13 protein-coding genes and 5 pseudogenes are annotated in these 22,066 nt (G+C 33.9%); 12 read left to right on the top strand and 6 right to left on the bottom strand.

Annotation, left to right across the window (positions count from 1 at the left end):
- Positions 1-292: 292 nt before the first annotated feature.
- The 5 genes from M1D66_RS28555 to M1D66_RS28535 all read left to right on the top strand — a co-directional run bounded on the left by M1D66_RS28555 (position 293) and on the right by M1D66_RS28535 (position 6,719).
- On the top strand, positions 293-688 hold the full coding sequence (locus M1D66_RS28555) for a hypothetical protein (RefSeq protein WP_242555298.1): 396 nt from the start codon (positions 293-295) through the stop codon (positions 686-688).
- A 309-nt stretch (positions 689-997) separates the two neighbouring features.
- Positions 998-1,186, top strand: coding sequence for a hypothetical protein (locus tag M1D66_RS28550; protein ID WP_242555299.1), 189 nt, complete (start codon positions 998-1,000; stop codon positions 1,184-1,186).
- Between the two features lie 164 nt (positions 1,187-1,350).
- Complete coding sequence (locus M1D66_RS28545) at positions 1,351-5,742, top strand: LPD38 domain-containing protein (RefSeq protein WP_479831973.1); 4,392 nt, start codon at positions 1,351-1,353, stop codon at positions 5,740-5,742.
- Between the two features lie 54 nt (positions 5,743-5,796).
- Positions 5,797-6,027 carry a BhlA/UviB family holin-like peptide gene (locus tag M1D66_RS28540; protein ID WP_242555200.1) on the top strand — a complete coding sequence of 77 codons (231 nt, stop codon included), beginning with the start codon at positions 5,797-5,799 and terminating at the stop codon, positions 6,025-6,027.
- Positions 6,027-6,719, top strand: coding sequence for an N-acetylmuramoyl-L-alanine amidase (locus tag M1D66_RS28535; RefSeq protein WP_242555201.1), 693 nt, complete (start codon positions 6,027-6,029; stop codon positions 6,717-6,719). The genes M1D66_RS28540 and M1D66_RS28535 overlap by 1 nt, the downstream gene beginning before the upstream one ends.
- A 291-nt stretch (positions 6,720-7,010) precedes the next feature.
- Here M1D66_RS28535 and M1D66_RS28530 read toward each other — a convergent pair whose 3' ends face one another.
- The 3 genes and pseudogenes from M1D66_RS28530 to M1D66_RS28520 all read right to left on the bottom strand — a co-directional run bounded on the left by M1D66_RS28530 (position 7,011) and on the right by M1D66_RS28520 (position 11,725).
- Positions 7,011-8,105, bottom strand: a complete 1,095-nt coding sequence (locus tag M1D66_RS28530) for a hypothetical protein (RefSeq protein ID WP_242555202.1) — start codon at positions 8,103-8,105, stop codon at positions 7,011-7,013.
- A gap of 1,101 nt (positions 8,106-9,206) precedes the next feature.
- Positions 9,207-10,196 (bottom strand): annotated as a pseudogene (locus tag M1D66_RS28525) (Replicase RepFR55).
- A gap of 1,124 nt (positions 10,197-11,320) precedes the next feature.
- Positions 11,321-11,725 (bottom strand): DUF3221 domain-containing protein, encoded by a 405-nt coding sequence (locus M1D66_RS28520; protein ID WP_242555203.1) that lies wholly within the window; start codon positions 11,723-11,725, stop codon positions 11,321-11,323.
- Between the two features lie 195 nt (positions 11,726-11,920).
- On the opposite strand from M1D66_RS28520, the pseudogene M1D66_RS28515 reads away from it, so the two are divergent.
- From M1D66_RS28515 to M1D66_RS28505, 3 genes and pseudogenes are all read left to right on the top strand, one after another.
- Positions 11,921-12,245, top strand: a pseudogene (locus M1D66_RS28515) (DDE-type integrase/transposase/recombinase); the annotation flags it as partial.
- Positions 12,246-12,795: 550 nt separating this feature from the next.
- The gene (locus M1D66_RS28510) at positions 12,796-13,158 is read left to right on the top strand and encodes a MerR family transcriptional regulator (RefSeq protein WP_242555204.1); all 363 of its coding nucleotides are present in this window, start codon (positions 12,796-12,798) and stop codon (positions 13,156-13,158) included.
- A 614-nt stretch (positions 13,159-13,772) separates the two neighbouring features.
- Positions 13,773-14,033 (top strand): annotated as a pseudogene (locus tag M1D66_RS28505) (2-isopropylmalate synthase); the annotation flags it as partial.
- Positions 14,034-14,124: 91 nt separating this feature from the next.
- Here the strand turns inward: M1D66_RS28505 and M1D66_RS28500 are convergent.
- A pseudogene (locus M1D66_RS28500) lies at positions 14,125-15,469 on the bottom strand (IS3 family transposase).
- 448 nt (positions 15,470-15,917) lie between these two features.
- Between M1D66_RS28500 and M1D66_RS28495 the strand changes: the two are divergent.
- The 4 genes from M1D66_RS28495 to M1D66_RS28480 all read left to right on the top strand — a co-directional run bounded on the left by M1D66_RS28495 (position 15,918) and on the right by M1D66_RS28480 (position 20,769).
- Entirely contained in the window at positions 15,918-17,108 is a 1,191-nt protein-coding gene (locus M1D66_RS28495) for a C1 family peptidase (RefSeq protein ID WP_242555205.1), read from the top strand.
- A gap of 814 nt (positions 17,109-17,922) precedes the next feature.
- Positions 17,923-18,783, top strand: coding sequence for a hypothetical protein (locus M1D66_RS28490; protein ID WP_242555206.1), 861 nt, complete (start codon positions 17,923-17,925; stop codon positions 18,781-18,783).
- Between the two features lie 74 nt (positions 18,784-18,857).
- Entirely contained in the window at positions 18,858-19,886 is a 1,029-nt protein-coding gene (locus M1D66_RS28485) for a nucleotidyl transferase AbiEii/AbiGii toxin family protein (RefSeq protein WP_242555207.1), read from the top strand.
- 157 nt (positions 19,887-20,043) lie between these two features.
- Positions 20,044-20,769, top strand: a complete 726-nt coding sequence (locus tag M1D66_RS28480) for a PIN domain-containing protein (protein WP_479831972.1) — start codon at positions 20,044-20,046, stop codon at positions 20,767-20,769.
- 35 nt (positions 20,770-20,804) lie between these two features.
- On the opposite strand, the pseudogene M1D66_RS28475 reads toward M1D66_RS28480, so the two are convergent.
- Together M1D66_RS28475 and M1D66_RS28470 are read right to left on the bottom strand one after the other, a co-directional pair.
- Positions 20,805-21,054: pseudogene (locus M1D66_RS28475) on the bottom strand (zinc ribbon domain-containing protein); the annotation flags it as partial.
- An 89-nt stretch (positions 21,055-21,143) separates the two neighbouring features.
- The gene (locus M1D66_RS28470) at positions 21,144-21,386 is read right to left on the bottom strand and encodes a hypothetical protein (RefSeq protein ID WP_479831971.1); all 243 of its coding nucleotides are present in this window, start codon (positions 21,384-21,386) and stop codon (positions 21,144-21,146) included.
- Positions 21,387-22,066 lie beyond the last annotated feature (680 nt).

The raw sequence follows: 22,066 nt of genomic DNA, 5'->3' as shown, positions 1-22,066 counted from the left end.
TCTCATGTGTTTGTAATCAAAATAACAGATAAATGCGTTACCAGTAACAGATATCTGTTACCTCATAAATGCAGTCATATCAAGGGTTTCATCTAAGGTAACAGATAAATTCACTTTCTTTATAAAATATATATAAAGAGAAAAGATGAAAAAATATACTATATAAAGAAATTTAGGGGGTAAATGCGTTACTTTTTGACTGTGAAAGTACGATGAACGCAGTCGTATCAAGGGTTTGAAGGCGGTAACAGATGGTAACGCATTTTACTAAAAAAGGCAGGTGAATCATCATTTGTTTAACTGGTTAAAGGTATATCAAGAATTAGAAGGGGAAATTGAGTATATTGAATTTAACCTACAGCGTAGTCAAAGGGAATTAAAACGCTGGCGGGGTGGTGATTTATCGAAGTATAAATTAGCGCCTGACTCAGATGGTACCAAAGTAGAAGATCATATTGAACGGATTGAATATGAACTTGCTCATAAGATGAATGATTTACATGATTTGAAGAAGTTAATTTGTACCTTTAAAGGTTTAGAGCATAAGATTATGTACGGTAAGTATGTTGAAGGGAAAACATTAGAGTGTCTTGCAATTGAATTTGATTATAGTCGAAGCTACATTTATCAAAAGCATGCTGAGATTATGAGGAGAATTAAGTTTGCTGAAAAACTTACACTTTTTTAACAGTAAGTTACACCGATATTATCCATTGAAAAAATGGCTTATAGTAATAGCATAGACATTTGACGAAAGGGCAACGGATGCGTGGTTGCTCTTTTTTTAAATCACATAAACCATAACCATGTAAGGATTAGAAAAATAAAAAGAATAAGTAAAAATTGTGCAATTTTCATTCCGGACTCCTTTGAGAAATAGTATGCGTTAGGTTTTAAATGATATTCATTATATGAAATATCACATACTGTAATGGGTTATATAAAGGGAAATGTTTTATTTTGTCGAAGTTAGGGTGAGAGAAAGGTGGTGGTCGTTATGAATAAACTTATAGTTCATATGAATGGTGGAGAACAATATCCAGTTTCAATGAGTTTAGAACAATTTGAAGGGGTAATCAAAACAGATGAAGGAAAGTTAAAGAACGAATTAGTTCATATTGAAAGATTTATAATTAATCCGTCTCATATTTCTTCAATATCATTACCTTATACAGGGGCACGTTAAGTGTACAAGTATTCTTTATTGATAAAGCACTCAATTAAAAAGAGTGCTTTTTATCATGTAATAAAACATTTTTTACACCTAAAAAGGAAAGGTGATACATATGATGTATACATCCGTTTTAAAGCGTGATTTGAGCTATTCTGATGCTTTAAATACATAGTCAAATGCAAGCAGCAGAACAAGCAGCTGCAAGAGGGATGGGAGGCTCGGGTTTATCACAAGATGCGATGAATAAAATCGCGATTGCAGGTTTATCACAAAGAGGAAATTTAGAAGCAGAGCGTACACAAAAAGTTGCTTCTTTAGCTCGCCAACTAATGGAACGTGACCAAGACCTTGGTTTCCGTGAACGCCAACAGGCGTTTCAGGAATGGAGTGGAGAACAAGGAATGAAGATGGATCAAGACCGCTTTGCCTATCAACAGAAAAATGATTTGCGAAACCATAATTTTGATAAAGAGCGCTTCGATTATCAACAGAAAAATGACACGTTAAATCGTGATTTAGAGCGTGATAAGTTTGATTATACGAAAGACAAAGATTGGAGAGATTATCAATTCGATAATAAACGATTTGACCATCAAGTGAAAAATGATAATCGAAACTATGGTTTAGAACGAGACCGGTTTGATCATACGGTTCGAAATGATGATAGAAACTATGATCTGGATATAAATCGTTTCAACCACACCGTGAAAAATGATGATCGAAATTATGATTTAGACCAACAGCGTTTTAATTATACGATTTTTAATGATGGTAGAAACTATAGTCTTGATAAAAATAGATTTAACTATCAAATGAAAAATGATGATCGGAATTATAATTTAGACCTGAATCGTTTTAATTATGGAAAGGAGAAAGACTTACGTGATTATAATCTTGATGTGAGCCGATTTAATCATTCCGTAAATAATGATAATCGGAATTACAATCTCGATTTGAGTCGTTTTAATTATGGGAAACAAAAAGATACACGTGATTATAACTATCAAGTAAATCGGGACAGTGTATCGGATGATGTCATTCAGCAGGAAAAACATCAAAGGGAATTAACCAATCAAGCTGTGGAAGAACAAGCATTACAAAATACGCGTATCAAAAACGAACCGGAATCTTTACCGATTCAATCTGAATTAGAAAGCAATATTTTTTTTAAAGAATATAACGATGCAGTAAATGAGCAATATAAATATTTGAAAAATTCATCTGGAAAAGGTGTAGAACCAGGTGGGATTATTCGGGATGAATTAGGAGATATTGTTAATCGGTATGGACGTATTTCAAATAATCCATCTTGGTATCAAGAATTTTATAAAGCAAATGGAAGGAAACCAAATAACACGGAACTTCGTGAATTGGCAGAAAGTCATGTTCGCAATGGATATCAAGAAAACGGGGTTGATATTCCTTCTTGGAGTCCATCGTCTGTTAAAAAGATTGACGAGCAAATTGAACAGGCAACGGCATTAATTAAACAAAATCCTTCCGACCAAGAAGCGTTACAACCAGTAATTGATGCACTCGAGCAGGAACGAGAAATCGGATTACAAAAGTTTTATACAGAACTAAATGGTAAGAAAGCTTCTTCAAATGGAGAACTTTCTGATGACGTACAAGCGATGCGCCATGCACCACCGGTCATTCAATCCGCTATGGCGCCAGATGGGCGGACCATTACGCAGAAAAAGTTAATGGATAGTTTCCGTGATAATGTGGATATCACACTTCGTACGGGACGCATGGGAGTGGGAGACGATGCGGTTTCGGGTATTTATAAAAATGGTCCCGAAGTCATTCGTACACGTGATTATGGGGACTTAGAAACGTTAGCGCATGAAACAGGTCATCATTTGGATAAGAAATTTGGATTGAATGATCCAAAATTTGTTGACGAATTAATGAAACTTGGTTCCCATACATCCGGTCAAAATTATACACCTGAACAAATTCGTCAAGAAGGTATGGCGGAATTTATGCGTCGTTATTTACTCAACCCAGCCATGGCAGAACAAGAGGCACCTGCATTTATGAAGCATTTTCAAAATACCATTCCAGAAGATGTACAAAAGGGATTGAAAAAAGTACAAGAAGATGCGCAAATTTGGGCGAATCAAGGGGATGAAGCGCGTTTCCGCGGAAAAATTAATGTAAATGAAAAACCTAAGGGTCTTGAGCGTGTGAAGCAAGTGCTGCAAAAACTACCAAATTCGAAAGAAGAGTTATATACAGATGTAATAGATAGATTGTATCCAATTTCTAAAGCAGAGAAAGAGATACTTGGTGGAGAATTGGCGGATGCTTCTGTTTCTCCTTATAAAAAAGCAAGGCTTGCAGCGGGAACGCCTAAAAAGGCGCAAATGAAGGTAGAAGAGTTCCGTAATATCTTTGGAGATTCAAAGGTTGATATGGCAGATATACGGGATTATGTGACTGCCATTCATGCACAGGATTTGGAGAAACAAGGTATTAAAACAGGATTCACCCCTGAAGAGATTGAAAAAACGATTACGAAATTTGATAAGCCTGAAGTACAAGAAGCACATCAAAAAATTAAAGCCTACAATGATTCTTTGTTGGATATGTTGGTTGAAGGAAATATGTTATCTAAAGATGCTGTTGCTGCCATGCGTGAAAAGCATCCAAACTATATGCCATTTAACCGTTATTTTGATGAAGAGGGTGTGGGTGAAGGGGTCGGTGGAGGAAAGGGCTTTGTAGATTTAACCAATCCTGTTAAGCGTATAGAGGGTTCGAGTCGAAATGTCATTGATCCATTTGAAAGCATTGTGAAAAATACCTTTAAGTCTATGCAAGCAATAGAACGGAATAAAGTGGGACTAGCTCTAGCAGATTTAGCGGAAAACGAAGGGGCAGGGAAATGGATTGAAAAGCTTGCTGGTGATGGAAAAGAATCGGTAGCGAAAGAGAACATTGTAACTGTTTTTCGAAACGGGGAAAAACAACAATATCAATTAGCGCCTGAATTATATCGTGCTGTAAAAGCAATGGATAAGGAAGTTACAAATAAATTTGTATTGGCCGCGGGGAAACCAAGTGATTGGTTACGAGCAGGCGCAACGTTAACGCCTGAATTCGCATTACGGAATCCAATACGTGACCAGTTTGCATCTTATGTGGTAAGTGATACAGGTTATAATCCTTTCGATTTTGTAAAGGGACTAAAAGAGGTTGGAAAGAAAAAGTTCGGGAAAGGTTCAAAACTATATGATGATTGGGTAAATCAGGGCGGTGCATATGGTGGATATTTATCTGCCGATCGTGACTTGTTGAAAGAACAGTTATCAGGATTAGAAAAACAAGAATCTGGACTTCCAAAAGCGATAAAGGCTATTACAGCTCCTGTCAATCCTAAAAATTGGCTGAAAGTATTACAAAATATCTCTGAAGTATCGGAAGAAGCAACAAAAGTCGGGGCTTATAATAAAGGATTGAAAAAAGGGTTAACGCCAAAAGAATCAGCTTATCAGGCGCGTGATTTAATGGATTTTAACCGTATGGGGAATTCCATGCAATCTGCGAATCGAATTTTTACGTTCTTAAATGCAAACGTACAAGGAAAAGACAAATTAATTCGTGCCATGAAGGAACATCCAGTTCGAACAAGTGCCCGTATTGCAGGTTCAACCCTACCACCAAGTGCACTAGCCATCGCAAGTTATGCAAGTGCAAATGATAAACAAAAAGAAATGATGGATAATATGCCGCAACAAGAGAAGGACACGTATTGGTCATATGCTATTCCTGGTACTGATAAAGTGGGACGGATTCCCAAGCCTTTCGATATCTCATTACTAGCTAATACAGTAGAAAGAGCAAATAAATATAGAGGGGGAGATCAGTATGCGTTTGATGGATTTGATAAGACTGTAAATGATGCGGTGAAAGTCCCTTGGATACCGACTACGTTACAACCAATTGTCGAGAATATGGCAAACTATAGCTTTTTTAGAGATGGTCCAATTGTTCCAAAGCGTGATGAGAAAAATTCACCGAAAGAGCAATACGGTCCGAATACGAGCCTAACAGCTCGTGAAATGGCAAGTGCATTAGATAAGATAGGAATTGAAGCTTCTCCATACAAAATTGATAATCTATACAAAGGGTACACGGCTGGGTTAGGTCAGTTTCCATTGAAAGGATTAGATCGCGCTATTTCTTTAATATCTAATAAAGATGCGCCTACGCCAATTGCACAGGAATGGAATGAATCGACACCAGGTGCGAAAGCGTTCTTTGTAAATGGACAAGGTGGTGGGCAAATCATGGAAGATTACTATAACATCATGGATGAACAACAAGCGATTCAAGCGGATAGTAAAAAGAATGAAGAAGATGCATCAAATGTCGAAAAAATGAAAGCATTTAATAGAATTGATAGAGAGATGGCTAAGTTACGTAAAGAATATTATGTTGTAAAATCGGATACAGAAATGGATTCAGAAGCAAAAAGAAGTGAATTAGATCGTTTGGATGAAGAAATGCGTACACTTGCACGAGAGGGAATTACAATTTTTAGACCAGATTATAAATAAAGAGCTCCTAACAAGGGCTCTTTTTTCTATTGCCATGATGAGGGGATGATACCAATGGAAGAACAAATCTTCAATTCCATGATTCAACAGGGAGCATTCGCAGCATTATTCGTGTGGATGCTTTTTACGACGCAAAAAAAGAATGAACAACGTGAAGCACAGTACCAGAAAGTCATTGAAAAGAATCAGGACGTTATCACAAAACAAGCAGAAGCTTTTGGGGATTTATCAAAAGATGTTTCTGAAATTAAACAAAAAATCTTAGGAAGCGGAGATGTTCAATAATGGAAATTAGAAAAAAATTAGTTGACCCAAGTAAATATGGTACAAAGTGTCCCTATACAATGAATCCAGAGTTTATTACAGTCCACAATACGTATAATGATGCGCCAGCTGAGAATGAAATTGCATATATGATGCGAAATAATAATGAGGTGTCATTCCACATCGCAGTAGATGATAAGGAAGCGGTACAAGGAATTCCTTTAGAGCGTAACGCTTGGCATTGCGGTGATGGTGGAGGTAACGGAAATCGTAAATCTATCGGGGTGGAAATTTGCTACTCTTTAAGTGGGGGAGGTAGATATTATAATGCGGCAATTGTTGTAGCGCAATTAATGAGGCAATATAACATTCCAATAAGTAAAGTTCGAACACATCAATCCTGGAGCGGAAAATATTGTCCACATCGTATGTTGGATGAAGGAAGATGGAATTCTTTTATAGAAAGGGTGCAAAACGCATATAACGGTAGCGAGAATACAGCACCATCCACACAACCGTCTAACAATGGTATAGGTGTTGTTACCATAACAGCAGATGTATTACGCGTTCGTACGGGTCCAGGAACAAATTATGATATTGCGAAAAAGGTGTACCGAGGAGAACGTTATCAATCTTGGGGTATTCAAAACGGCTGGTACAACGTTGGAGGGGATCAATGGGTTTCTGGGGAATATGTGAGATTTGATGAGTAGATTGTGAGCTTTTTACTGCATGTGAAAATAATCATTTTTATAGAGCCATCTCTGCTTATTTTATCCATGCGAGAATATTAGGTGACATCACGATGATGGCAGCAAATAAGAAGGTGTAAAGAATATATAGTTGAAAAACATTGGATGCATACTATATAAACAAAAAGAGAAGTCATATTCCAGACTTCTCTTTTTCAACGTACAGGGATTATAGAAATGGTGTATCAATGAATAAAATCTGATAACCTGTATTTTATTCTGTTTGCACTAGAATTATTTTTTATAAAAAAATTACTGACTTGCAGCTCCAGGCGTAACTGCTAGGTATGTGGTAGAATCAGCATATGAAAATGCAGTTTGAGCAAGAGCAGCATACGGTATTTTCGTACCTTTAGCATCAATCCGCGTAAAATTGTCCTTGTTCTCGTCTAAGAACGCCTGCAACTTCTTACCAGGTTTAACTGTAAAGGTAGAATGTAATTGATATAAGGCTAGCGCATAGTAATCATATTTATAAGTAGTATTGGTAATGGCAGGTAAGGTCCTCTCTATTGTTGTTGTTTCCTCAGTAGTGGCTACCCATTTATGATTAAAGCTGGTCGATACTTGTGTAGACACTTCCATTGAGAATTCCGCACTAGCTATGCCTGGGACGCCCCCGCTCGCTTTTGCACCCATTTTTGCTCCTACTGTTAATCCGGCATTAATTGCATCTTCTTTAGAAAATCCAGACTTTACAGCCTTACTAAACTTCCATGTAGATGTTCTAGGTTGTACCGTATCTGTTGTTGGTACTAGTTGATATGAAGTGTCTCGTTTAACTGTGGTATCCTCAAAGAACCCTTTTAAGGTTTCTTGATCAAATGTTTCAGTCTTTGGAGTTCTAATTAAAGTTTTTGGATCATAATTCCCAACTTCAATAAATCCATCGGTATTTTTTTCTAGGTATACATTTTGGTCCCAACTAAGCGTGCGAACTCCATTGATTACTCCTCGAGGAATCGGCAGGCTAGAAAAATATAAAGTGGAACCTATACTTCCAGTTTCACTGTGAACAGATCCTTCTTTAGGAATAGGATCATATGGATTAGATCCAAGTTGAGGGAATGCTGTATCCTCCTCCGTTGATGAAGATTTCTGGATTTTCCCCCCCATTGTATATACAGGTGTTTGAATACCATCTTTAAATAAATATCCTTGAATTACCCGTCCTTTTGGAGCGACACTATTTCCCTGGGCGCTTGATTGTGACGGCGCTGTATTTTCCTCAGCAAATGCAGAAGTTGAACCTCCTAATGTGCTTACTCCTAACGTCATAGTTGTAACTGTTGCAAGAAGCGCTTGTTTGTATTTACGCTTTGCATCTTTTCGATCTTGGTACTTCATACGTAAATCTTCCTTTCCGGTTGTATTATTTGGTCAACATTTGCATCACATCAAGTAAAGAAGTGATGTGCTTAATTATAGGAAGATACTTTATGTTACATATAACAAAAACTGATTTTGGCTAACGTGATAGTTTTAATTTCATTTTAGGGCGTAATATGTTTTGGGAGAATTATAATTGTGAAAATTAAGGGGGAAAAGACTAATTAATTAAGAGTTTTTACGCTTTTATTGCAGAAGTTGGGCGTGTTTGCTTTGTAAATTAGTTGAAAAGCTATATGATATAATCAAATTCAATACCATATAAAATTAAGACTCAAAGTAATATTTATGCCGCCAAAATGAGAATGAATATATTGGATATTAAGTTGTTGACGTGCTTTAGTATTAAATTTATCCCTCAATAAATTGCATAAAACTACTTTTAAAATTCCTAGTGCCGTTGTGAATGTTACGCTGTACCATAATATATATGTCTCTAAAGCTATCGCTGTAGTTAGAGACTATCTTTTTAAACGTTCGTGTAAAGTAGCCAATCGGATTGGTCATCAATTTTCCGTTATCCCCGTAATTAAGTGTTGGAGGTCTTTTTACTGATATTTACAGGATTATGGAACAATTCGTTACTAACGTTTGAATCAAACGTAGGGGTCAAATTTGTACGAATAAGATATGGGGACACGTTAGTGAATAAAGTCTTTATCAACTTGATAAGATAGGCTGTTGTGTTTTTTATACGGATTTATTTGTATTAAGAATAAGCAGCCTTTTCTTTAACTAAACCCTGTTTTGAAAAATTAAAGCCATTAAATAAATTAGAACTTAGTTTTGACACTTCATGCTTACAGCCACAAGGTAGTAGAGGTTTTTTCTTATTCAATTTCTTGTTCAAATATTTATTCAATAGAATAGCTTGAGAGGGAAAATAGATTGTTGATTTAGACTGAAATCAGGCTGAAAACTGGGTAACCATTAAATTTATTGATTCTTATAAAAGGATATAAAGATACAAATGAAATCACAGCATGACAAAAAATCCTTGTCAGTGTTATTTTTTTGAACAAGGCTGTAGCGAGTGTATGTGATTTTGAGACGTATAAATTAAGAGTTAGAATCTAGCATCTCTTTGAACTTTGTAAAGTTAATGTTTATGCGAGACTCTTTCTTTTTTTGCTACTTCTCCATGTGTATTTTTCTATATGCATGGAGTTTGTTTGTATGCCTTGTTATAAAATACGCGGGTGTACTGATGTCCGCTTGTATATGTCTAAATTCACGTACGCATTCTTCAAATGTCTGTGTAATTTCCCAATCTACATCTGGTGGCATATGTAAAGCAATTGTATATGCATCTTTTTCCGTGATGCTTGTATCTTGTGTGAGTATATACATATACATTCTCTTTTGCGCTTCACTCATATGCTCGTCCATCTCTTGGAAACGTAATTTTAATTTTTCACCGTCGAAAGGGTTTGCTTTTTGTACTTCATTGTCTTGCCTATCCATGTCATCTTCTCTTGTAATAGGTTCGGGAGGAGTAAATAAATTGAATCCATGGCAAGTAGAAGGAGGGCCGTCCTCTTCTTGATTCGTTTCTTTATCTGTGTTTCGATTGATTTTGTTAGATAGAGATTCGGTAAAAGTAGCAAATATATTGACTGTGTACGCCCATCTATGTTTGAAATACTCAATAATTTTTAAGTAATTATTATGTAGGCTTAGAATATAGACAGATGGTGCAAGTTTCCCATGCCGTCTTGTTTTGATCTGGTGGCAAATCTCTAAATCTTCTAACCATTGAAGCGTTTCATTGATGAGAGGAAGGGAAATCCCTGATTTTTCACTTAAACGTTGTTGAGCTACTTGAGAATAGCCTTCTTGTACGAGGTAGGATAATACTACCTCTAATGCTTGATAGCGACGTGGTGTTAAAAATTCTTTAGTGGTTTGACCTTCATGCTTAAAAAGAATAGGATCTATTTCGGCAATCACATGTTTAACCGCATGATTAATTGTTCCAGTGGATACGTGAGTGAGTTGAGGACTGAGCTCTCGTTTTGCTGTGCTGAGCAAGAAATTAGTGAGTAACATGAAGATCACCTCCTAATCTCTTTCCACTCATATAAGAGAAATGAGGAACTTTATAGGAAGATAGGTTTGGTGAATGGTACACACAAAAAATAAATGTAATCTTCTTTTTCATAACGGTTTGTCTCCTTTTTGGAAACAAAAAAGCAACAGTATGCCACAAAATGTAAGCAAACTGTTGCGGAGGAACCCTTATGTACGATAAAATGAGGTACATAAAGAGTTGCAGCAAGTGTTTGCCTAGTGTGATTAGGCGGATGATTAATAGAGTGTCTCACCACTCTATTAACACGCTGTGCTCTTTTGTTTTTAATTGTTCAATCCGGTAACAAATTGGTAACGGAAATGTAAAATAACACGATTATTTCACTTCTTGAAGATAATCTAAAAAGTTTATATACCAACGCTTTGTATCACTTTTAATACGTTTGATTTCATTAATATCAGAAGGTTTGATTCTGCTGCAAATTTGAAAAAAACATAACAAGATTGGTAAATGAGCGATAACGTTTAGGGAGTAGCGAGTAATTAATTAAGCTCATTGTATGTTGAAAGGGGGGATTCTTTTTGAAGATTTCATCTCCGTTTATATGTCTCCTGAATTGTTTCAATTCTTTTAACAGTACAGTGTCCGGTACTTGTCTTGTTATAATTTTTTTATGTATAAAGAAATCTGGGCAGAGCGTAGGGACGCTATTTATCATAGGAGTGAGATATGTTTCAAGGATAATCGACATAATATTCTGTCTGTTCAAGTCGCTTCGTTAAGTTATCTACCTTATTTTTTCTATAAGAGCTTTTACAGACAGGTCTGTTTTCTAATTGCTCACAAAATCCGATACTCGTTATATTGCATATGGTGCTAGATCGGCAGCAAATTAGCGCTTCGTTCACGTAGAATTATGTGGGACAGTGAATTACAGCTCTGCAGAAACGAAGTCTCAAAATGTAAAAGAGTTTAATGAAGTGAGCGTTGTATTAGAAAGTCATACTTGGTATATGCTTAGCGGTTGAAGCGTGCCCATAATTTTAAATAGCATATAATATCGTTAAAGGCAGATATAACATAAAGAAGGCTTAGCTTCTATTGGGGAGCTAAGCCTTTTACTAATTAACAGACTAATATATTATACATCTATTTTTTCAATAGTAGGCATAATAGCAATTGGTGGAATCGAAAATGTCCATGCTGCTGAAAATACATTTAATTTGTCGCCCACTAAATAATTATCACTATTAGAGATAGGAACTCTTAAAATTTTATTTTGAGAAACTAATTCCCACCAATCATTTTGATAAGAAAGAGCTTCTTCTTTGGTATCAGTATTAGCAATAATTAAATAATTGTCCTCTGTCGCAATCACGTATCCGGTGAAAGGAATTTGTACTCGCACTTGTTCTTTCTTAGCAGAAGTAGTTTTCGTAGAATTGTCGTTTACATCTGCAAAAGCAGGTGCAGAACTAAAAGTAAATCCGCATCCTAATGTTAGAGTAGTTGCTACAGTAATAAGTTTTTGTTTTGTTGTAAACATAATGAACATCCCCTTTATAATTTATTTGTTTTGTACATAACATATTCTAGGGAATAAAACCTTTAGTGTCTACGTGTTGTAGATTGATAAATACTTTCCGGAAAATTCCTTTAAATCTAATGCATATAAATATTAACTTGAACTGTACAACGAGTAAGATAATGAAAAATCAAGATAGATAAAAGTAGGAAATGTCCTACAACCATCATGCAGTAGGTTTATGAAGATTGCAATTTGATTTATCAAATTTGAAAGAGAGAAAATAAGCATGTACATATATCTTTGAAATTAGATGAAACGTATATCAACGTTAAGGGAGATTGGTGTTACCCGTATTGCACAATGGATAAAAAAGAGTACACATTGGATATTCAACTTCAAAAAAAGAGAATTATCAGACTGCTTATGATTGTATGAAAATACTTGTAAAACGTTGTGTGAACTAATGGTTCTCACAACGAACAAAGTTCCAGTGCTACTTTGCGCATGTAACAAATTAAAAGAATACGGCTTTTTCAAAAATGCCATTAAATTTGAAAAATATCCACAATGTAGTAACATGACAAATCGTATTCTTAGATGAAACAAATATGATTAGTCATAATAAATTCGAGAAATAATTATTTGAATAGTAAGAATAATTGTTTGTTGATTTTTATCGCATCACTTTCATAAAGGGGGGAAACAGAATATTGCGTTTATTGTAAAGGTTTGGTTTTAAAATGGAATAATCTCACATAAATAATTTTAAATATAAATAGGTGGATTTTTGAAAAACGTTCAAAATTGATAACCATATGCAGAATGATACGTAATACGTGTTATTTTGAGGAATATATCACCATGGAATAGTATATATATTCATACAATGATGAGAAAACACGTTTAAAAAGCGATAATCAATAACGCTTGTACTCTCTTGATACATGCGAAAAATTATAGAATACAGACATTCATAATTGTACCATGCACTGTATTTTGAAATGTCTGAATCATCTAATCGAATAGCAACATAGGGGCGCATTCGTTTTATTCTATAAAAAAGATGTTGAGATAGGAGTGTCAACATATTGTATACAATTAGAGATATAAGTGTGAAAACGGGTCTTTCTAAAGCGCCCTTACGTTATTATGAAAAAGAAGGGCTATTTCCTTTCGTGAAGAGCGATTGTCATGGGAGTCGCCTCTATAATGATGAAAATGTGGAATGGATAAAATACATCTTGGTATTACGTTCAACAGGTATGTCAATTAGCCAAATCAAGAAATATGTAGAATTATATCATCAAGGAAATCATACCATTCAGGAACGTAAACAACTCATAGCAAATCATAAAAAACATACAGAAGATGAGATGATAGGAAAATGTGGATATTTCAAAAAGATTAATTATCAATTAACTCTATATGATGTATTGGGAACGCTAGTATAGAAGAAATAGGGGCGCATTTAAAAATTCCATCTCGTACGCTTTTATTGCAGAGGTTGGACGTGTTTGCTTTGTGAAATAGTTGAAATGTTATATGGTAAAATCGAATTCAATTCCATATAAAATCAAGGTTTAAAGGAATTTTCATGCCACCAAAATGATAATGAATATATTGGATATTAAGGTGGAAATGTGCTTTAATTTTAAATTTGTCCATCAATAAATGCTATAAAATTACTTGCTAAATTACTAGTATTTTTATGAGTATTTACGTTATGCCATAACATGTACCTCTCTAAAGCCATCGAGGTAGTTATAGACCATTTTTTTCAACGTTCGTGTAAAATATCCAATTGGATTTTTCATCAAATTCCCGTTATGCTCTTATTTATGCGCTTTAGCGAAAAGGACAGAAGAAGTATTCGTAAGAAGTTTTTGGAAGGTATTTGAACCCTCTAGTAAACTACATTTCTCTGCAATGTTCTTAGCATTTTTAAAAGATTCATTAAATATTTTAAGAATAAAAGTAGTTTGTAATTCCATACGCATTAACTGCGGCACATGGCAATCGATGAAATCTAAATCATGTTGAAAAAAATGTGAAACAGTCTCTTTACAATATGGACGGAAATTTGGAAGTTCATGTGGATTATCACGCACATCATTGTGATAATATTTATGCGTTTTGGAGTAATAACACAGATGGAACAGGGCTTATATGTGAGGTGGAAATCCAAGGAGACGTACAAATCATCGAGAGTTCTGCATCTGTTTTTCTTCCATCCGGTTTCAAGCATAAATGCAAGTATCGTTCAGGTGTAGGAACATGCACGAACATTGTACTAGCTCCTAATTATAATTCAAGCTTGTTAGAATAAAATCATTTGAAATTATATACGTATTAACAGAGATTAAAAACAGCTAAGATTCAAAGTGAACTGACCCCATAAAGTTAGACAGGTCGTTTCATTAGGCAGCCTTTAGGGCATGAGTTCGATATTGTACCGGACTCATGCCTTTTAGTTTTGCCTTAATTCTTTTGTGATTATAATAATCGATATATTTTTCAAATTCTTGTTTAAAGTGTTCTATGCTTTCAAAATTTTTTAGATAAAGAAATTCAGATTTCATAATACCAAAGAAACTTTCAATAACCGCATTATCGTAACAATTCCCTTTACGAGACATACTTTGCGTAATCTTGCGTTCCTTTAGGGTGTGACGATACTTCTTCATTTGATAATGCCAGCCTTGATCAGAGTGAATAAGGAGTTCGTCTTCTTCTGTCAATTGTTGAAAAGACTTCTCCAACATCTTCGATACAAGTGAATAGGTTGGTCTTGAATCAATTGTATAAGCGATTATCTCTCCATTAAATAGATCTAACATCGGTGATAAGTAGAGCTTCTCGCCGCATAATTTAAATTCTGTTATGTCTGTAACCCATTTTTCGTTCGGCTTTTCAGCTTTAAAATTACGTTCTAAAATATTTGGCGCAATCTTACCTACTTGTCCTTTATACGAGCGATATTTTTTCATACGAACTAGACTCTTTAAACCTAACTCTTTCATAATTCGTTGAACTTTTTTATGGTTGATTTTGTGTCCTTGGTTCATTAACTCATCGCGAATACGGCGAGACCTTGGTGTTCAGCGTAAATGTTTTGAATTAAGATCTTTAGCTCTTTATCTGGCCGATTAGAATTCTGTATCCAGTAATAATATGTACTTCGTGGGAGTTCTGCTAATTTTAAAAGTGCCTGCACCGGAAATGCTTTCCTTAGTTCATAGATTACTTGCGCCTTATCTTGTTTGGTGATTTTTCCTTGTTTTGAACTAAGGCATTCAACTTTTTTAAATAAGCATTCTCCATACGCAAACGCTCCAATTCAGCTTGTAATGCTTCTATTGACTCTTCTGTTTGTGTTTGTTTCTTAATTGATTTTTGATTGTCCTTAGTCATAGATTGACGCCCCTTTTTCTTCGATTTAAGGGCGTCTACTCCTTTTTGATGTAGCTGAATACGCCATTTTCTAATAAGTCCAGGTGAAGAAATATTAAAAATGACTGCCGTTTCGTTTGGAGACGTCCCATTTTCGAACATATAATTTAGTACGTCTAATTTATACTGTGCAGAATACATTGTATAGCCTTTTTCAAAGGCCCGGATTCCATGATATTCAACTTGTTTTATCCACATGCGAACCACTTCGTGATTCGCTCCCAATGATTTCGCAATATCTTTTATACTCTCACTTCCATCTTGATAATGTATTACTGCATTCATTTTGTCTTCTGAAGTAAATTTAGTCATAAAAAAACTACACCTCCAATTGTTAGACTGTGTCTAACAATTGGGGTGCAGTTCAATGAGTCTTAGCTGTTTTTTGAATGATCCCCAAAAAAGGAATCGTTGCCGTGCTTAATGTCCATCGACTTAAGAGCAGGAATACAATGAATTTTCGTTCATATAGACTAAAAAATGGGCATACCAAATAAACCTGGGTAGGGATATTTAGGTATTGATTAAATCTACAAATATTTATTATGGATAACTGCGAAAACATAAAAATAGCCTAAAAAATCACTTTATTAATTTGAAATTATTTAATCGTTTAAAAAGGTATATCTTTATGAACGCGAACTTCGAAAACATTTATCAACTCACACAATCTAGTCAGTGTATATAATTTGGTATATGTTTAGTGTACAAACAATGTTTCAGTTTGTGCAAATGTAATAAAATTGGAAAGGAGAATACAATGAAGTATAATGCGTCTACCCTTTTTATGATTACCTTAGTGGGGATTATTGGATTTTTATTTGGTCCTACTGTAAATGCTGAAACTGAAAAACCATTTCAATCCAATGATTTTTCTACGTATGGTCTTGGTTTAAAGGATACTCAAGTGAGTAAAGATATACCAGAATATATACCTTCTACTTCTTATTTTACAAAACAGGAAGCAACCAAACAAAAACAACAGGGAATTCCGAATCCAAACATTCTTCCGAGTCAAATTGATTTACGTGAATATTTTCCGGAGGTACGAAGTCAAGGGAAATTTGCGACTTGTGTCCCATTCGCTATAACAGCTTTAAGAGAATACTATATTGCGAAAGATACAGGTGCACGAGGAGCAAACATTACATACTTATCTCCCTCTTATATTTATTATCCGAATGGACCTAAAGAAGGTATGTATTTCAATTCCGCGTTTCAAGTTTTAAAGCAACAAGGCGTGCCACCTGAAACAGAACGTTTATATGATTTGAATCCAGAAAATACAAACCAATTTAAAGAACCTCTTACCGCTGTACAACAAAAAAATGCAGTGCCCTATAAAATTAGTTCCTATCAAGTTATACGTCAAGAGAATTTGATTGCTGATATAAAACAAGCATTAGCTAATCAGGATCCTGTTTTAGTAGGGATACATGTATATTCAAATTTTGATGTAACTCCTACATCAGGAATTGTCCCACCTGTTACAGAAAAGAAATCAAGAGGAGGACATGCTCTTGTTGTTGTGGGGTATGATGAAACAAACAAATGGTTTATTGTAAGAAATAGTTGGGGAACAAAATTTGGCAAACAAGGATATGCATATATGCATTATCAGACATTATTAGAGATGTCAAATAGTGTAGCGTATGTGATTAAGCCCATTCAAAAACAATATCCACCATTTGGTGTGCAAATGGTGACTACCGATATAAGTTATTCTGGAATCAAATTCAATATTTCAGCAAAAAATGCGACTGAATACGCTTTATATAAAAACAATCAAAAAATCCAAACTTTCACGACAAATACCATTACAGATTTAAATATCACGCCAAAACAATCTTATATGTATCATGTGGTAGCAAAAAATGCAATTGGGGAAACACGTAGTTACCCTGTATCGGTTCTGACGCCACCTTTCATACAAATAGGGAAAGCCAGTTAGTATTCACATCAGCATCGTAAACAGGTATGGTTTTTTCATATAATTCTAAGCAGAACTCATATATACTAGGCGAATGAAGAGGAAGAGTTACTCTTTGTCAGTCTAAGAAAAATCCATTGTAATTAATGGATTTTTTTATTTTATCACACTTAAAAAGCCGAAAATTCATTCTATTTTTCGTTAAGAAGATATTCATCCTAAAAAGGAAGGTTATGTTTATAATTGAACGCCCCCCACTTTAATTACGATGTAGAAAAACCTTCAAAAAGGGATTATAAACTTTACATTTATCCTATTACCGTAGTATTTCTTCGAAGGGAATAAGTAATAATTTGATACGTATGCATGATTTTTGTTATGCAAGAATACTGTCAAAGGATATATGTAAAAATCATCTTTTTATCGAAAAATAATTATATTTTGAAATATTTTATCGTATCCATAAGATTTCAAAGCATCAATTTGTAAGTCTAAATTTTGATCAATTGTAGATACTCAAACATAGCCAACCTTTATTCTTTTTTCTTTTTGTTTGTTCAAAAACTTAATTCTATATATTTATCTGAGTATTGATAAGTTTACAGGGTATTTGAACATGAAAAAAGAGAAATTCTATAATTTTTTGTTCAATATTAACATGTCCAAAAACATACAATTTTTTGGATAAAAAAAGAAACTAGCCTTTTGCTGATTACTCCATTCATTTAAAAACTTTATCAATTAGAGAAACAATTAAATTTTACATATTTTAATGTTCTCTAGCATAAGGTAAAAACTAGTATTACATTTATTATTTATAAAGGAGCGATAAAATATGGCTTTAAATGCACAAGCACAATTTTTATCTATTTTAGAATTAACAAAAGGGTTATTAGAAAATAGCCCAAAACGCTTGCAACATCTAGAGGTATTCCCATTTCATCATGTCGAAGGAGATAGCTTAAGGTATGTACGAACACCTGAATTGACCCCAGCATCTATTATTGGATTCGGAGATCCAATCCCGGATAATACAACAATCCCAGACGAACCAATCACATTTCCTATGAGTGAATTAGCTACGAGTTTTTTAGTTGCATATAAAGGACAAGATATCTATTCGTATACAAATGATTTGGTTAAACTCGAAGAGCATTTAGCTACACGTCAGCTATTATATAAATTTAGTGAGCAATTGGAATCTGGAACAAATGGTTTTCTTGGATTTACACAACTTATCAAACCAAGTAATGTTGTGGATTTAAATGGGAATATTTTAAACTTGGAAGATTTAGATCGTGCTAAAGGACAAATCCGTGTGAAAGAAGGTGAATCTGGCGTTATTTTTACCAATCAATCAGGGTATGAGCAGATTAGAAAAGCTTATTATAATAGAGATCAAATTCCACCAGTAGTAGATGGGAAATCTTCTTTTGATGGCTGGAAAATTTATATTAATGATTTTCAACCTACGCACTGTATAAAAGATAAATTAACTACAAATATTTGGTTTGCATCATTAGGAATGGACGCTTTACATGGGATTATCCCAGAAAATGTAGGAAATAATATGTTTGTCACTAGAAAAACGATTCGAACGGAAGGTTCTGAAATTATTTTACACAAAACATGGCCAGTGGGACTTGCGTTAGGATCTCAAGCGGCACTGGCTAGTGTGAACAATGTAGCAATATAATAGAGTCCCTTACATGAAAGATAACTTTTTAACACTTGATTGATGAATTGAAAATTTGTAGTAGGAGTCTGAAAATGAGCAATCAAAAAACCCCGATGTTTATTTATACAAATGGGTTCAATAAATTAGATAAAGGTGAACAGCACCAAGAATCCCTGATTAAAAATAAAATGGATATACAAAAATTTCAAAACTTATCTTTATACGCTATTTTATCCAGTGATATCTTTACAGATAAGACAGTATTAACTGGAGGAAGTGTTTTGAACTTAGTTTACAATGTTCATAATAGAGTCTCTGTAGATTTAGATTTATCTTTAGAATCCCCCATATTACCTCATGAATATGTGCGACTAGAAACTGAATTGGATTATAATTTTGATAAGATTTTTTCAAAAGAAAAGTATAAAATACTAAACTCAAGATTAGAGATTAGAAGTCTAAATTTGCATAATAAATTTTCATTTGAAAATTTATTCAACCCTAAAGAAATTCTTTATAAATATACTTTTCAACTAATGGATTTACATGAATATCAAAAAATATGTAATTTCACTGGTAGTACCAAAGAACAAAGAGAGGCTCGATGCAAAGATAACATTATAACGTTACCAAATAAAAAGAATGTTTTTGAAATTGATTTTAAATGGGAAGGACCAATTATAGAAAAACAGGAATATGAAATCAATAACTATACATTGAAAGCTCCTTCTCCTTTTATTTTATTGTGTAAAAAAATGATAGGAATTCTTGCACATTCACCTCATATAGGGGATACACCGGAAAAATTCAAACGAGCAAGGGCACAAGATTTTTTTGATATCCACTCGCTTATTGCTTCTAAAATGATACACCTACAAGACTTAATACAACTTAATAATTTAAAACTACTTCAAGCGATGCTTACGGAGAAAAAAATAGAAACCTCTTCACTCAAGGATTTAAAAAAACTTCGTGAGTTTCATCAAAGTAACTTCGCTGATTCTGTACGAAATATGAGTTTAATTCCATTGAAAAGTTTTGAGTATTATTTTGATTTCATCATTCATATCATAGATTATATGTATCCTTTTTTAACTACATTAAAATCTCCACATAGCTAGCTGTCTATAATATTCTAAAATAAACTAATGTTAATTTATTATCCTTAACAAGGAACGATTTTATACAAGTCCTGTTTACCGTTGCTAATTTACAAAAAGTACACTAACGCTTATTCATAGAGAACAAGCGTTAGTGTATTTTAAAAAGGAGAATAACATGAAATATATATGGGAGAAGCCAACTGCATTAATTTTAGATACTAATATTTGGTTGAATTTTTTAAATGGAAATGAACAAGAAGTCCATATTTTTCAGAAAATGGAGGAATTAATAGCTGCGAATAAAATTATTTTATTTGCTCCAAAACAAGTCCTACTAGAATGGAATCGTCACTATACAAGTATCTTACAGCAAACACTCACAACTACAAAAGATACATTGGATCAAGCTAAATTGCTTATTAATTATTTTTATGATCCTACCGATAATTCATATCATCAATCCTTAGACAAAATCGAATCTCAAATACATTTAAACTCAGGTGTTCAGAATGTATCACTTGTTACAGATATTGAATACTTGATAAAAAATAAAGTAACGCCAATAAAATTAACAAATCCACAATTAAAGAACATGGTAATTGAATTTGGATTACAGAAAAAAAAACCCTTTGGATACAAAAACAGTATGGGAGATGCTGTGATTTTCTTTAGTATGTATGAACATTTTTCAAATAAATTTAACAATAACAATCAATGTGATTATGATCAAATATATTTTGTTACAAATGATGTACATGATTTTAGTGAGGGAATAGATGAAAAAAAACGTTCTATCCTTCATCATGATTTAAAAGAATTAGCAGATGAAATAAATTTAAATTATTCAGATGACCTCCATACAACAATTAATTTAATAAAGAACAAAAAATTCGATGTGTAATATGAGATTTAGATAATACTAAATGAAATGGAGATTTAACAAACGGAGAAACTTTGAACTACCCCCACTTTCACTCCGTTTAGAAGTGAGGAGTTTCTTGCGGTTAGAAGCCTTATCGCTTCATTCTTTAGATTAATACTTGTGTTACTATCCTATCATGGTGTGTACGACAAGAAGGGGGCAGTCCCATTTACGTAGATTTAGATTTTTAACGTCTTTGTTTTGATATCCACAACAAGAACATAATTGGCTGGAAGCAAATGTTTTCGATAGGACAATGACTTTACCTACTCCTTCACGCTCCTTGAGGAAGGAGTCTTCTTGGCTAAAATGATAAAGTATATTCATTCTTTATGTGGAAATTTTTAGGTTATTTACATGAAGAATGTTTTTTTATGTCTTAAAATATGTCTAAACATACTACACTTTCCTCGAAATGGTATGATAGGGCCTATAAGTGTATTGAAATTATCGTTAATAATTTTTGCGCCTTGTGAATTAGCAAATCCAGAATAAGCATTCACTGTTTTTTGGAAGCCTGTTAGGTAGGACATCAGCTTTTGATAGTCGCTCTCATTAATTTGCGTCTGTATATTTACGACGCTCTGTTCCATCACTTGAATCATCTCCTTTATTTTTTCATTTGATTATCTGGTCATACCATATTACATAAGTGTTAAAGAAAAAAACATGAACCGTTAACGAAATCATATAAACAAGGTTAGCTTTCAGATGATGATAAATGGATGGAAGTGAATAATAACTAAAAGAGTAGTTAGTAAAAAACTAACTGCTCAGTTTGTGAGCAATAGGAGTTCTGAAATGTACCCAAAGATACCAGCTTTTATAGCATATGTAATTACTGAAGGAAGGTGTAAAAAAATAATAGAGCGCCTGTGCCAGGGCGCTCTATTACCAAGACTTATAACAAAAAAGGTAACTACAATAATATTATATGTATATTTTTAGTGTATGTGTAAATGTAAAACAAATTTTTTTCCATGACATGTTAACAAAACGAGGGATTATTCCAGAAATGGATAGGGTAGCGGTGTAAAATTGATATTTTGAGAAAAACGCCCTCATATAACAGGTTAAATTCACGTTTAAGTCGTAAGGTATGGACTTAAACAAAAATAGGCCTCTGCGGTGAGGTTCCAATAGGAACGCTGAAAAATGAACTCAAGAGTTTATGCTGTGTGTATGCTTTAAATGTTTATACAAAAAAATAACAAAGCTAATTGCTTTGTGTGTTTCAATTAAATTAAGCGGCTTTCAGTCGTGATTTAAAAGGGAC

It is taken from the genome of Bacillus sp. PK6-16, assembly GCF_056530295.1.
The sequence above is the reverse complement of the archived record's forward strand: the minus strand, read 5'-3'. Positions and strand labels throughout refer to the sequence as shown.

Excerpts from the sequence above, each read along its gene's own strand:
- M1D66_RS28550 (WP_242555299.1), top strand. The coding sequence starts at position 998 with ATGAATAAACTTATAGTTCATATGAATGGTGGAGAACAATATCCAGTT.
- M1D66_RS28545 (WP_479831973.1), top strand. The coding sequence starts at position 1,351 with ATGCAAGCAGCAGAACAAGCAGCTGCAAGAGGGATGGGAGGCTCGGGT.
- M1D66_RS28540 (WP_242555200.1), top strand. The coding sequence starts at position 5,797 with ATGGAAGAACAAATCTTCAATTCCATGATTCAACAGGGAGCATTCGCA.
- M1D66_RS28535 (WP_242555201.1), top strand. The coding sequence starts at position 6,027 with ATGGAAATTAGAAAAAAATTAGTTGACCCAAGTAAATATGGTACAAAG.
- M1D66_RS28530 (WP_242555202.1), bottom strand. The coding sequence starts at position 8,105 with ATGAAGTACCAAGATCGAAAAGATGCAAAGCGTAAATACAAACAAGCG.
- M1D66_RS28520 (WP_242555203.1), bottom strand. The coding sequence starts at position 11,725 with ATGTTTACAACAAAACAAAAACTTATTACTGTAGCAACTACTCTAACA.
- M1D66_RS28495 (WP_242555205.1), top strand. The coding sequence starts at position 15,918 with ATGAAGTATAATGCGTCTACCCTTTTTATGATTACCTTAGTGGGGATT.
- M1D66_RS28490 (WP_242555206.1), top strand. The coding sequence starts at position 17,923 with ATGGCTTTAAATGCACAAGCACAATTTTTATCTATTTTAGAATTAACA.
- M1D66_RS28485 (WP_242555207.1), top strand. The coding sequence starts at position 18,858 with ATGAGCAATCAAAAAACCCCGATGTTTATTTATACAAATGGGTTCAAT.
- M1D66_RS28480 (WP_479831972.1), top strand. The coding sequence starts at position 20,044 with ATGAAATATATATGGGAGAAGCCAACTGCATTAATTTTAGATACTAAT.